Source organism: Mycolicibacter longobardus, from assembly GCF_002102265.1.
Taxonomy (GTDB): Bacteria; Actinomycetota; Actinomycetes; order Mycobacteriales; family Mycobacteriaceae; genus Mycobacterium; species Mycobacterium longobardum.
Map to the genome: position 1 here is coordinate 128291 of NZ_LQPG01000014.1, position 14086 is coordinate 142376.

Sequence of the window (14086 nt, forward strand, 5' to 3'; positions counted from 1 at the left end):
TCTCCTAAATCCTCAAAGCTAAGACAGCTCGACCAGGGTCATCTCGCCGTCTTCGGCGTCGGCTTGGTTCTCAGCGGCCAGCTCGTCCTCGGCGATGGCCTGCCGGACCAGATCCATCACCGCTGCTGAGAACCCGTCGGCGATTGCGCGCACCACGGACTCCGCGATCCGGCGGCTGTCGTGCCACCAATCCAGGTGCAGCACACCGCCGGTGCGGTAAACCCGCAGTTCCAGCGCGTGCCCCAGTCCCGGGATCGCCTCTCGCACCGGCATTGCGGTGTCCGGGTCGAACTGCACCGGAGCGTCGCCGACGGCTGGCAGGTCCGGAATCGCACCCACGTAGGCGAAGTGGATGTCGGCCGGTGCGACCGAGCCGAACAACCTCGCGGTGGGTGCGTACAGGTAGCGCAGCAGGCCGTATCCGATCCCGTAATGCGGTACGCCGTCCAGCGTTTCGTGGATCTCGTCCAGCAGTTGCCGTGCGCCTGCCTGGCCGTCGGCAGAGCAGTTCAGCGCGACCGGGTAGATGGTGGTGAACCAGCCCACGGTGCGTCGCAGGTCGACGTCGGGTTTGAGCACCGAACGGCCCGCTCCCCCCATGTCGACGGCGACGGTGCCCTCCCCGACCGCCGATGCCACGGCCCGGCTCAGCCCGGCCAGCAGGATCTCGTTGATCGGCAGCCGCAGCCGGCGGCGCGCGTCGTCGATCTCACTGGTGTCCGCGGCGGGCAGGGCCGTGGTGATCTTGGACAGGTCGGCCGCCGATGGTGGTTCGGAGACGTCCGAGGCCAGCCGCAGGGTTGCCGATTTCGTTGCCTTCAGCCAGAATTCGCGGCTCTCCAGCACCGCCGGGTGGGTGGCGAGTCCGGCGCAGCGCTGCGACCATTCAGACCATCCGACACCGACCGGTTGCAGCTCGATGTCGTTGCCCGCCAGCTTCTGGCCGAATGCGGTGAAGATGTCGGTGAGCAGGATGTCGCGGGAGGCCTCGTCGCCGACGGAGGCGTGCAGGCTCAGGGCCAGGTAGCACAGGTCGCCCGACGCGCCCCGGATGTACAGGGCGGTCAGCGCGGGTGCGGACAGATCCTGATCGCGGATGTGTTCGGCCAGCATGGTACGCACCGCGTCGTGCTCGGCGGTGAGGCCCTCGGGCAGCGAGTGGGTCGCGATCTCGCCGAACTCACCGGGCTCGGCGACCTGCTGCTCCCAGGTGCCGGCCCGTTCGGTGATGCGCAGGCGCAGGGCGTCGTGGTGATTGACCACCGCGGTCAGCACCGACCGGACGTCGTCGACGCTGACATCGGGCCGCAGGCGCAGGATCAGCGGGATGCGCCAGCGTCCGTGCTCGCGCAGACCGTTCTCCAGGAAGTAGGTGAGGTTCGGCGGGACGGGCGGGTGCTCGACGTCGCCGGGCGCCTGGCGGCCCAGACCACCGGCGGCATAGCGCGCGGTCAGCGCCTTGGACAGTGCCGAAACCGTCGGGTTGTCGTAGAGGTCCTGCGGGGTGAGGTCCAGCCCCTCGTGGGAGGCGGCCATCGCGACGCTGATCGCCACCAGCGAGTCACCGCCGATGTCGAAGAAGTTGGCGTTGCGGTCGACTGATCCGACACCCAGGCAGACCGCCCAGATGCGCTGCAGTGTGTCCTCCATCGAAGACCCAGCCGAACCGCCGGCACCGCCGGCGGCGGCCTGCCCGCCCGCCGCGGCCCCGTTGTTCGCGGCGGCACCGGACACCCAGGTGGCGCCGGCATTGTGTTCGAGCCAATGCCGTTGGCGCTCAAACGGATAGCCCGGAACCGTGACGCGCTTGGGCTGGTAGTCGCCGCGCAGCGGACTCCAGTCCACCTCGACACCGGCGGCCCAGAGCTGGCCCAGCGCCAACAGGAAGGCATCGCGGTCGTCGCGATTCTGGGCGTGGTGACGCATCAGCCGGACGGCGCGGTGCCCGCCCGCGAACTTCGGATTGCGGGCCGCCGAAGCGGTCAGCGTGGCGCCCGGGCCCACCTCAACCAGGACGCGGTGCGGGTCGCCGAGCACGGTGTCGATCTCGTCGGCGAACCGCACGGTGGCGCGTACGCTGCGCGCCCACGTCGCCGGGTTGGTCGCCTCGCTGGGCGCCAGCCAGGTACCGGTCAGGTTCGACAGCAACGGGATCTGCGGTTCGTGCAGGGTCTGCCGGGACAGGAACGCGGTGAACTCCGAGATCATCGAGTCCATCAGGCGGGAGTGGAACGCATGCGAGGTCCGCACCCGGCGCGCGTTGATCCCGGCCTGCTTGAGCGCCTCCGAGAACTCGCGGATGTCGGCTTCGGTGCCGGCCACCACGCAGCCGTCGGGGTCGTTGACCGCGGCGAGGTCCACCTCGCCGGTCAGGTACTGGCCGACCGCGTCGGCGCTGATCGGTACGGCCACCATGACACCGCGCGGCGCGGCGTGCATCAGCCGGGCCCGCATCGCCACCACCTTGATCGCGGTGTCGAGGTCGAAGACGCCGGCGATGGTGGCCGCGGCGTATTCCCCGATGCTGTGTCCCACCAGCGCCGCCGGACGCACGCCGTAGCTTTCGATCAGCTTCGCCAGCGCGTACTCCACGGTGAACAGCGCGGGCTGGGTGCGGTCGGTGCGCTCAAGGTCACGCGAGGAGCCGTCGAAGATCAACGCCCGCAGGTCGAAGCCCAGTTCCGCGTCGAATCCGGCGACGCAGCGGTCGAAGTACTCGGCGAACACCGGTTCGTTGTCGTACAGCCCGCGTGCCATGCCGATGTGCTGCGCACCCTGGCCCGGGAACAGGAACACCACCCGGTCGCTGACTTCGGCTGCCGTGTCGCTCACGCCCTCGCCGACGAAGACGTTCTCGCTCTCCTCGGCGCCCAGCACCGCGGCCGCGTCGGCGCGATCGGCGACGACCGCTGCCAGCCGCAGGTTGTGCGGGTGCCGTCCCGCCAGTGTGTAGGCGACATCGGGCAGGTTGGGCGCCTCGGCGTCACTGCCGGACAACTCGTCCGCCAGCTCCTTGCGCCCCTGTGCCAGGGCCTCAGCAGTGCGCGCCGACAGCAGCAGCACCTCGGGGCCGGGCTTCGGTGCGGCGCCCGTCCGCTCCTCCTCCGGCCATTCTTCGAGGATGACGTGCGCGTTGGTGCCACCCACGCCGAAGGAGCTGACGCCGGCACGGCGGATGCCGTCCCACTCCCACGGCCCGTACTCGCCGCGGATCCGGAACGGGCCGTTGTCCAGGTGCAGTTCCGGGTTCGGGCTGGTGTAGTGCAGGGTGCCGGGAATGGCCCGGTGCTTGAGGCACAGGATGGTCTTGATGAGGCTGGCGATACCGGCTGCCGACTCCAGGTGGCCGATGTTGGACTTCACCGAGCCCACATAGCAGGGGCCGGGCCGCTGTTCCTCGGATACGGCGAAAGCCTGTCGCAGACCCTCGATTTCGATCGGGTCACCGAGCGGGGTGCCGGTGCCGTGCGATTCGACGTAGCTGATGGTGGAGGCGTCCACCTCGGCGACCGCGTGCGCTTCGGCGATCACGTCGGCCTGCCCGGCAGCGGTGGGCGCGGCGTAGGTCATCTTGGTGGCGCCGTCGTTGTTCAGTGCCGAGCCCCGGATCACCGCGTGAATGCGGTCACCGTCGTCGACCGCCGCATCCAAGGCCTTGAGCACCACCACGCCGACACCGCTGGCGAAGATGGTGCCGTCGGCCCGAACGTCGAAGGGCCGGCAGTGCCCGGTCCCCGACACCATCGAACCCGGCTCGTGCCAGTACCCGACGTGGTGCGGAACCCGCAGCGACGATCCGCCGGCCAACGCCATATCGCATTCGCCGTTGAGAATGCTCTGGCAGGCCAGGTGCAGCGCGACCAGCGCCGACGAGCAGGCCGTCTGGACCGAGAGCGCCGGTCCGTGCAGGTTGAGCTGGTGGGCCACCCGGGTGGCCAGGTAGTCCTTGTCGTTCTGCAGCGACAGGTTGACCATCTCGAAGCTGACGCCCTGGCCGAGGATCAGGTTCGGGTCGTAATGCGACATCAGGTTGTGCAGCAGGTAGCCGCTGGTGGTGCTGGTGCCGTAGACACCGACCGAACCCTCGATCTCCCCCGGCCGGTAACCGGAGTCCTCCAGGGCGTGCCACGCGGTCTGCAGGAACAGCCGGTGCTGCGGGTCCATGGTGCGCGCGGCCAGCGGGGTGAAGCCGAAGAAGTCCGCGTCGAACTCCTCGATCCCCTCCAACAGGGCGGCACGCCGCACATAGTTGTGGTTGGCCAGCGCCTTGTCGCTCACGCCGGCTGCCCGCAGCTCGTCCTCGGACAGGGTGACGATGGATTCGGTGCCGTGCCGCAGGTTGTCCCAGAACTTCGTCAGGGTGCGGGCGCCGGGAAACCGCCCGGCCATGCCGATCACCGCGATGGCGTTCGGCGGCACTTCGTTGTTGGTGGTCACGTTCGGTCTCCTACTTTTCGCCGCGACGCCGCCCGCTGCCGTGCCGCGGCACGCTGCTGGGCCCGGCTGCGAACACCGCCGGCATCGCTGTCGCCGTCTGCGCCTTCCTGGGTGGCAAGGCCGAGTTGACGGATCAGGTCGGATGCCAGGTCGGTCAGGGAGGCGCCCTGCAGCAGCAGCGCCACCGGCGGCTCCGCCCCGAAGTCACCGCGGACGGTGTTGCGGATGCGCACCGCCATCAGCGAATCCATGCCGAGCTCGGTCAGCGGCCGGGCGGCGTCGATCGCACTGTCCTTGGGGTAGCCCATGATGGCCATGATCCGGGTACCCAACCGTGCGGTGACCACCCGAGCGGCCTCGGCGGCGTCGAGCTGCCGCAGCGCCTCGGGGCCGGCCCAGTCGTCGTCCTCGCTGTCGAGGTCGAGCTCTTCGGCCAGTGTCGCGAAGTACCCGAGTTGCTGCAGTTCCGGGAACGCCGCGGCCACCCGGTCCAGACGCAGCCGGGCCACGCCGACTCGGGACAGGTCGCCGCCGAGAATGGCCTCCAGCGCCTCCATGCCTTCGGCGGGGTTGATCGGGTCCAGGGCACTGAACTTGAGCTCCTGGGCGACTCCGACCCCGGACCACTGGCCCCAGTTGATGGTGATCGCCGGCAGCCCCGCAGCCCGTCGCCACGCGACCAGACCGTCCAGCCAGGCGCTGGCCGCCGCGTAGGACGCCTGCCCGGGCGCCCCGAGCAGCGACGAGGTCGAGGAGAACCCGACCCACCAGTCCAGGTTCTCTCCGGCGGCGCCCAGGGTCGCCTGGTGCAGGCGCAGCGCTCCGGTGGCCTTGGGCGCCCACACCCGGTCCAGGGTTTCTTTGTCGATGCCGACGACGATCTGGTCGTCGATGACCGCGGCACCGTGGATGACGCCGCGCAGGGTCAGCCCGGTCTCCCCGGCGGCGGCGACCAGGCTCTCGGCCACGCCCGGCGCGGCCAGGTCTCCGGAGACCACCGCGATCTGGGCCTGCTCCTCAAGCTCGGCCAGCACCGCACGCTGCTCTTCGGAGGGCTGCGAACGGCTGTTGAGCACGATCCGCCCGGCGCCGTTCTCGATCAGCCATCGCGCCACCACCAAGCCGATACCGCCCAGGCCGCCGGTCAGGACGTAGGCGCCGTCGCGCCGCACGGCCGGGGCGCCGGTGGGTGTCAGGTTGGCGCGCTTGAGCCGTTCGGCGTAGCGGTGCTCGCCGCGCCAGGCCACCACGTCATCGGTGCTGGCCAGTCCCAGCTCGGTGATCAGCGCCGTCACCGGGTCCGCGGACCCGTCCAAGTCGACCACGCCGGTGCGCAGGTCCGGGTGCTCGTAGGCCAGCACCCGCACCAGTCCTTTGAGGGCGCAGATCGACGGGTCGCCCGTCTCCCCCGCGCCCACCGTCAGACCGTTGCGGCTGACCAGCCACAGCCGCGGCGCGGTGCCGTGCCACCCGCTGACGATGGTGCGCACCGTGGATGCGACCGACCAGGCCAGATCGCGCCCGCGGGTGGGCGCCCGGTCTGCTTCCGGCCCGGTTTCCGAGCCGTCGAAGGAACCGGCGCCGGCCAGAACCAGCACCCCGACCGGAGGCCGGTCCGGGTCGCCGGCGGCCTGCGCGAACGCCTCCCGCACCGCGAGCTCGCTGGTCAGGTCCGCGGTGATCACCCGACGGCTCTCCGAACCGAATCGGCCGGCGAAATCGGCTGCGAGCGCTTCGCTTTCACCAGGCTCGGCCAGCACCAGCCAGCTGCCGTCGGGCGCCGCCGACGGCTGCGCGGGCGCAGGCACGTCGATCCACTCGGTGTCGAAGATCTTCTGGGTGAGCGGCAACGGGACCGTCCGGCGCTGCACACGCTGCAGATAGATCCCGTTGAGCTCGGCGGTGGTCTTCCCGGTGTCGTCGGTCAGGACGACCCGGCCCACGATTCCGCCGTCGTCGTGGCTCACCAGCTCGGCGTGGCCGCGGGCTCGGCGGCCGACGTCGCCGAACACCCGGATGGTCTCGACCGCCACCGGAAGGTAGGTGGCTTCCTCCATACCGGCCGATCCGCTCAGCGACTCGTCGGGCAGAGCCGCGGCCAGGCACTGCAGCGCCGCGTCGAGCATCACCGGGTGAATCCGGTAGCCGCGGTGCGCGGTTGCCTCGTCGGGCAGCACGATCTCGGCCTCCGAGGCGCCGCCGGGTTTGCGGACGATCCGGGTCAGGGCGGCGAAGGCCGGCCCGTGCTGCAGCCCGGTGCGGCGCAGTGCCGCGTAGAGGTCCGCGGGTGACAGGGTGGTGCCGCCACCGCTGGTTTCCGGCCGCGGCGCCGGCTCTCCCGGGGCCGTCGGGGCCACCCGGGCCACCGCATGCCGCGACCAGGATCCGCCGGGAGCGCGGGAATGGATCTCGACCCGCAGCTCATCGGAGCCGTCGGCATCGTGCAGCAGCCGAGTGGTCACCTCGGTGCGGTCGTCGACCCGCAGCATCTGTTCGACCTCGACCCGGTCCACGGCCACCGCTGACGCGGGCAGGCCCAGCGCTTCGCCGGCCGCAGCCAGCGCCATCTCGGCGAAACCGGTTGCGGGCATGACGACCTGGCCGTGCACCTTGTGATGGGCCATCCACGCGATGAGGTCGGTACCCACATCGGCCTGCCAGACATGGCCGTGGCCCGACGGCAGCTCGACGTGGATGCCCAACAGCGGATGGGCGTCGGCCGAGTGCCGGTTGGCGGCGACCGGGGCCGCCCAGTACCGCACGTGCTGCCACGGCCGGGGCGGCAGATCTACGCGCCCGACCCCGCCGTCGGGTTGCGGCGCTTCGGCCGGCGGCGGCGCGACGGTGGCCAGGTTGGTGTGGAAGCTCAGCGCCTCGGGCTGGTCACGGAGCAGCGTGCCGGTCACTGCGCTGTCGCCGGAGGGCCGCGCTGATTCCAGGGTTCCGTTGATGGCGTGACTGAGCAGCGGGTGCGGACTGACCTCGACGAAGGTGGCGTGAGCCGCCGCGGCGGCGGTGACCGCCTGGCTGAAGCGCACCGGGTTACGCAGGTTGTGCACCCAGTAGTCGGCGTCGAAAGCCGGCACGTTGCCTGGTTGACCGACGGTGCTGATCAGCGGGATCTTCGGGGCCAACGGCTTCAGGTCGGCGAGTGCGGTGCGCAGCTCGCCCAGGATGGGGTCCACGGTGGGGTGGTGAGATGCCACGTCCACCTCGACCCGCCGGGCAAGTTTGCCCTGGGCGTCCACCAGCGCCACCACCGCGTCGACCTGGTCGGGCGGGCCGGCGATCACCGTCTGCTGCGGAGCGGCGTACACCGCCACGGTGATCTCGGGGTGCTCGGCGACCAGTTTCTCGGCGGCCTCCGCGTCGAGTTCCAGCAGTGCCATCGCGCCCTGGCCGCTCAATCGGGCCATCAGCCGCGACCGGGTGGCGATCACCTTCAGACCGTCGGCCGGGCTCAGCGCGCCGGCCACCACGGCCGCCGCCACCTCCCCCATCGAATGTCCGATCACCGCATCCGGCTCGACACCGTGCGAGCGCCACAGCGCCGTCAGCGCCAGCTGCATACCCACCAGCACCGGCTGAATGCGGTCGATGCCGACTACCGGCTCGCCGGATTCGAGCACCTGACGCAACGAGAATCCAACTTGCGCAACGAAATCCGGCTCCAGCTCGTCGACCGCGGCAGCGAACGCCGGCTCATCGAGCAGCAGTTGACGGCCCATGCCGGCCCACTGGGATCCCTGGCCCGAGTACAGAAAAACGGTGCCTTTACCCCGCAGCTCGGCACGCGTGCCGACCACTCCGGGTGCCGGGTATCCACCGGCGACAGCCCGCAGGCCGGCCAGCGCCTGCTCGGTGTCGCGCGCGCAGACGGTGGCGAATCTGGGGTACCTGCTGCGGTGGTGGTTGAGGGTGCGGGCGACGTCGGCCAGCGGCACACCGGCACCGGGGCCGGCCATCCAGTCGGCCAGCGTCGTGGCCCAATCCGCCACCCGCTGTTCGGTTTTGCCCGAGACCACCAGCGTGGCGACCGGGTCCGCCGGAGTCGGCGCCGACACCGGATCCGGGCCCTGCTCGACCACCACGTGCGCGTTCGTTCCGCCCAGCCCGAACGACGACACCGCGGCACGCCGCGGACCCTCGGCCGCCGGCCAGGGCGTCATCTCGGTGGGGACGAACAGCCGCGTCGGCGACGGGTCGATCGCCGGATTCCACTTGGAGAAGTGCAGATTCGGCGGAATGTGCCCCTTCTGCACCGCCAGCGCGGCCTTGATGAAGCCGGCGATTCCGGCGGCTGCCTCCAGGTGGCCGATGTTGGTCTTGACCGCGCCCAGGGCACACTTGTCGGCACCGCGCCCGTAGACCTCGGCGAGTGCTTCGAATTCGATCGGGTCGCCCAAAGCGGTTCCGGTGCCGTGGGTTTCGATCAGGTTCACCGAGTTCGCCGTAACGTCCGCGCTGCGCAGCGCGCGGGTGATCGCGTCGATCTGGGCGATGGTGTTGGGCGCCGTCAACCCGTTGGACTTGCCGTCCTGGTTGACCGCCGAACCACGCACCACCGCCATTACCCGGTCACCGTCGCGGATGGCGTCGGCGAGGCGTTTGAGCACGACGATCCCGGCGCCTTCGCCGCGCACGAAGCCGTCCGCCCCGGCGTCAAAGGTGTGGCATCTGCCGCGGGGCGAGAGCATCCCCCACTTGGCCATCGCGATCTGGGTTTCCGGCCGCAGAATCAGACTGACCCCGCCGGCCAGCGCCAGGTCGCTCTCACGCAGCCGCAGACTCTGGCACGCCATGTGGATGGTGACCAGCGACGATGAGCACGCGGAGTCCATCGCGACCGCAGGTCCGCGCAGGCCCAGCAGGTACGCGATCCGGCCGACCGCCACGGCATGCGCATTGCCGGTGGCCGAGTAGCCGTCGATCGCGTCCGGGTTGGCAGCTGAAATCCCTTGGTATTCGGTGTAATACACACCCATCATCACCGCTGACCGGATACCGGAGAGCCGTTCCGGCGACAGCCCCGCGTGCTCGAGGGCCTCCCAGGCCACTTCTAGCATCAACCGCTGCTGAGGGTCCATCGCCTCGGCTTCACGCGGGGAGATCCCGAAGAAGTCGGCGTCGAAGCCGGCCACGTCGTCGGTGAAACCGCCCCACTTCGACGACATCCGCCCGGGAGCCAGCGGGTCCGGGTCGTAGTATTCGTCGGCGTCCCAACGGTCCGGGGGGATCTCGGTGATGGCGTCGCGGCCGTTGGCCAGCAGGTCCCAGTAGGCGTCCGGGCCCGAAGCGCCGCCGGGGAACCGGCAGCCCATCCCTACGACCGCGATCGGCTCGGCGGCGGCGATCCGCGACGCCTTATCGAACTGTTCGGTCAGCGCCCCCCGTTTGTCGGCGCTCATCGCCGACATCCTGTTGAAGATCGACGTCTTGGAGGTTCCCGTCATCAAAAATTACCGCTCTCGCTCCCGGTCGAAGCCGACTCAACCTGATCGAACAACTCGTCCAGCACGCCGCCGGAGGAGCCGAACATCAGATCGTCGTCTTGCTTTGCGTCGTCCAGCGGGGCGTACCGCGATGCCAGCAATCCCACCAGATGCGTCGCCAACGCGGAGATGCTGGGGTGATTCCACAGCATTGACGCCGACAAATCCACCCCCACCAGCTGTTGTGTCTCTTTCAGGACCGTCATCGCGATCATGGAATCCAGGCCCATCTCCGGGAAGGGCTGGTCCACGTCGACCGCTGCCGCCGAGGTCCGAAGCTCGCGGGCCAGGATAGCCTGCAACCTCACCACCAACTCGTCGCGCCGCTTGTCGGCGGGGATCTGCGACCAGTCCGGGGCGCCGGCGGCCGAAGCATCGACGATACCCCCACCGGACTGCTCACCCGTCTCAACAGTAGCGAGCGTCGCATCAGCCTCGCCGACCAGATCCTCGAAGAAGGTCAGGTCACGGAACTCCGGCGAGGTGGCGACCGCACGATCGATGCGCAGCCGGCCCACCCCGACCCGGGCTCCGATCCGGGCGGCCCCGAGCACCGCGTCGAGCGCCTCGATGCCCTCGTCGGGGCTGATCGGGTCGAGAACGCTCAGTGTCATCGAGCGCCCGAGCCCCACGTCGGACCACTGGCCCCAGTTGATGGCGGTGGCGGGCAGGCCGGAGGCGTGTCGCCAGGCCATCAGGGCGTCCAGCCAGGCGTTGGAGGTGGCGTAGCCCAGCTGGCCGGGCAGGCCGAGCAGGGCGGCCATCGAGGAGAAGCCCACCCACCAGTCGAGCTGGGAAGCCGCGGTCGCGGCGTGCAGGCGGGCGGCGCCGACGGCCTTGGCCGACCAGACGCTTTCCAGGCTCTCTCTGGTGACGGTCGTCACCAGGCCGTCGCCGAGCACACCGGCCGCGTGCACGACGCCGCGCAGCGGCTTGCCGGTCTCCTCGGCAGCGGCCACCAGCCGCTCAGCCACCCCGGGAGCGCTGATGTCTCCGGCGACGAAGACGACTTGCGCGCCGGCGGCCAGCTCCTCGAGGACGGCGCGCTGTTGTTCATTGGGCTCGCTGCGGCCGTTGAGGACGATGCGCCCGGCTCCGCGGGACAGCAGCCAGCGCGCCACCACGGTGCCCAGTCCGCCGAGTCCACCGGTGAGCAGGTAGGAGCCGTCGCCGCGGACCTTGGCTTGGAGGGCCGGCGGCGTCTGTGCGGCGTCGCCGAGCGCGGTCCGGGTGAGCCGTTCGGTATAGCGCTGCCCGCGGCGCCAGGCGATGACGTCGTCGCGTAGCGGGGCGCCCAGTTCGGCCAGCAGAGCCTCCGCCGCGGCGGCGGGGTCGATGGCGCCGTCGAGGTCGACCAGGGTGGCGCCCAGGTCCGGTTCGTCGGCCAGGACCCGGGCGAGTTCGCCGGGGAAACGCCAGGTGCGGACCACGCCCTTGAGCGCGCCGACGGCGGGATCGCCGGGTTCATGCGGCAGTCCCAGCTTCGCCTCTCCTCCGTCGAGCCTCGCTGAACCGCCGGGTTCATCATCGCCGAATGCCAGACCGCCGCGGCTGACCAGCCACAGTCGCGGCTTGTGCCCGGACGCGGCAGGCCAGGCCTCGACCGCGGCCCGGGCCGCCGTCGAAGCCGTCCAGATGAGTTCGCGGGCCCGGGCCAGGGCACCCTCGGGATCGGTCCCGTCGAACTCCTGCCGGCCCAGGAACACCACGATGCCGGCCGGCGGATGGGCGGGATCGGCGGCGGCGCGCGCGACCGCCTCGGCCAGGGCGGGTTCGTCGGCAAACGGGCCGGTGACAACCTTGCGGTTCGGCCCGGTCAGTCGTGCGGCGAACTGCTCCGCCAGGTCCGCGCCGGACGGCTCGGACAGCAGCAGCCAGCTGCCGTCGGCCGCACTTGGGGATTCCGGCGCCGGGCTCGGTGTCCACGCGGTGGCGAAGAGCTTCTGCTCCAGGGGTACCCGCAGGGAGCGCGGGTCGATCGGGCGTAGTTCGATGCCGGTGAGCTCGGCGACGGCGCTGCCCGCTCCATCGGTCAGCACCACCCGGCCGATCAGGGTGCCGTCGGCCTCCGTCACATCGGTGTGGCAGCGCAGCGTCCCCGCGACAGGTGCGAACACCCGCACGCCTGCCACGGCAGCGGGCGCGTAATCCGCCCGGTCGTCGCCGTCTTGACCGTCTTGACCCGGGGCCGGGATCGACGCCGTCAGCTGCCGCAGCGCGGCATCGAGCAGTACCGGGTTGAGCCGGTAGGCGGGGTGCGAAGCTGCCCCGACGCTGTCGGGCAGGGTGGGCGCGCTCGCAGCGGCTGGCGTCTCGGCGGTCTGCTGCGCCGGGGCCGGCCCGATGCGGGCCAACGCGTATCGGGACCAGGCTTCGCCGGCCGCGCGGGCGTGGATCTCGACCCGGGTCTGGCCGTCGGCGCCGCTGAGTTGGGTGGTGACCTGCATGGGGCTGTCGAGGACCAGGGGCTGCTCGATCTCCAGGCCGGTCACCGCGATCGACTCGGCCGGTTGGCCGAGTGCCTGACTGCCCGCCGCCAATGCCATCTCGATCAGTGCCGCGGCCGGCAGGACGGCTTGTCCGTGCACCGGGTTCTCGGCCAGCCATGGCATGACCGCGGTGCTGATGTCGTTCTGCCAGACGTGGTCGGTGCCGGTGAGCATCTCGACGTGCGCCCCGAGCAGGGGGTGAAGGTCCGGCGAATGTCCGGTCCGTGCGGGTGCGGAGATCCAGTGCCGGGTGTGGTGCCACGGCGTGGCCGGCAGTTCGGCGAACCCGCCGGGTGTGCTGCCGTCGGTGCCCAGGCCGAGTTCGGCGAGTTGCAGGTGGAAGCCCAGGGTCTCGTCGTCGCTCCTGCGCAGGGTGGAGGCCACCAGCACCGGCTCTCCGGCGGCTGCCTCGGCCGTCTCGATGATCGAGTGCGTCAACAGCGGGTGCGGGCTGATCTCGATGAAGGTGCCGTGCTCTGCTGCCGCGGCGGTGATCGCCTGGCTGACCAGCGCGGGCTGACGCACATTGGCCACCCAGTAATCCGCGTCCAATCGCGGCGTGGGCCCCGCGGGATCCACTGCCGTGGAAATGAACGGGATCTGCGGGGTCTGTGGAGTGAGATCGGGCAGTTCGGCGCGCAGTTCATCCAGAATCGGATCCATAAACGCCGTATGCGAGGCCACCTCCATATTGACCCGCCGCGCAAACCGCTCGGCAGCAGCCACCGCCGCAATCACCGCATCGATCTGCTCTGGCGGGCCGGCAACCACCGTCTGCCGCGGCGACAGATACCCCGCCACCTCGACACCGGGATGGGCCGCCAACAACTCCTGCGCAGCCTCGGCATCCAACTCCAACAACGCCACCGCGCCCTGACCGGCCTGACGCGACATCAGCGTCGAACGAGCCGCAATCACCTGCAAACCCTGCTCGACCGTCAACGCCCCGGCCACCACCGCCGCAGACACCTCTCCCATCGAATGCCCGATCACCGCATCCGGAACCACCCCATAGGACCGCCACAACTCCGCCAGCGCCAGCTGCAATCCCATGATCACCGGCTGCACCTGAGCATCACCGGAAACCTCACGGCCCTGCTCAATCACCTCACGCAGCGAAAAACCCACCCGCGCAACAAACTCCGGCTCCAACTCGGCCACCGCCGCCGCAAACGCCGGCTCCTCGGCCAGCAACCGCCGACCCATCCCCACCCAGTGCGAACCCTGACCCGAAAACACAAACACTGTGCGGGCGGCCGCCTGGCGCGGCCGGGGTTCTGCGACACCGGGAGCGCTTTCGCCGGCGGCGAGTGCATGCAGCCCGGCCGCCGCGGCGGCACGGTCCCTGGCGCAGACGGCGGCGGTGTACTTGAAACGGCTCCGGTTCTCCCGCAGGGTGTGGGCGATATCGGACAGTGCTACGTCCGCGCCATCGGTCTGCAGCCAGTCGGCGAGCACACCCGCGGTGGCCGCGATCCGCGCCGGCGACTTACCCGACACCACCAACGTGCTCACCGGCGATGCCGAGACCTCAGCACCCGATTGGGCCGGCTCAACAACGGGAGCCTGCTCCACCACCACATGCGCATTGGTGCCCGACACCCCGAACGACGACACCCCCGCCCGACGCGGACGCGACACCGACGGCCACTCCATCGCCTGGGAGGC

The 14086-nt window shown here is 70.5% G+C and carries 3 protein-coding genes; all 3 read right to left on the bottom strand.

Annotated elements, in window-relative coordinates:
- Positions 1–18: 18 nt before the first annotated feature.
- The 3 genes from AWC16_RS08215 to AWC16_RS08225 are packed head-to-tail and all read right to left on the bottom strand — an operon-like array spanning position 19 to position 14074.
- Positions 19–4437: a type I polyketide synthase gene (locus AWC16_RS08215; RefSeq protein ID WP_085264248.1), complete on the bottom strand. Its 4419-nt coding sequence runs from the start codon at positions 4435–4437 to the stop codon at positions 19–21.
- Positions 4434–9890 carry a type I polyketide synthase gene (locus tag AWC16_RS08220; RefSeq protein WP_085264249.1) on the bottom strand — a complete coding sequence of 1819 codons (5457 nt, stop codon included), beginning with the start codon at positions 9888–9890 and terminating at the stop codon, positions 4434–4436. The genes AWC16_RS08215 and AWC16_RS08220 overlap by 4 nt, the downstream gene beginning before the upstream one ends.
- On the bottom strand, positions 9890–14074 hold the full coding sequence (locus AWC16_RS08225) for a type I polyketide synthase (protein WP_085264250.1): 4185 nt from the start codon (positions 14072–14074) through the stop codon (positions 9890–9892). The genes AWC16_RS08220 and AWC16_RS08225 overlap by 1 nt, the downstream gene beginning before the upstream one ends.
- Between the last annotated feature and the right edge of the window lie 12 nt (positions 14075–14086).

Excerpts from the sequence above, each read along its gene's own strand:
- AWC16_RS08225 (WP_085264250.1), bottom strand. The coding sequence starts at position 14,074 with ATGGAGTGGCCGTCGGTGTCGCGTCCGCGTCGGGCGGGGGTGTCGTCG.
- AWC16_RS08220 (WP_085264249.1), bottom strand. The coding sequence starts at position 9,890 with ATGACGGGAACCTCCAAGACGTCGATCTTCAACAGGATGTCGGCGATG.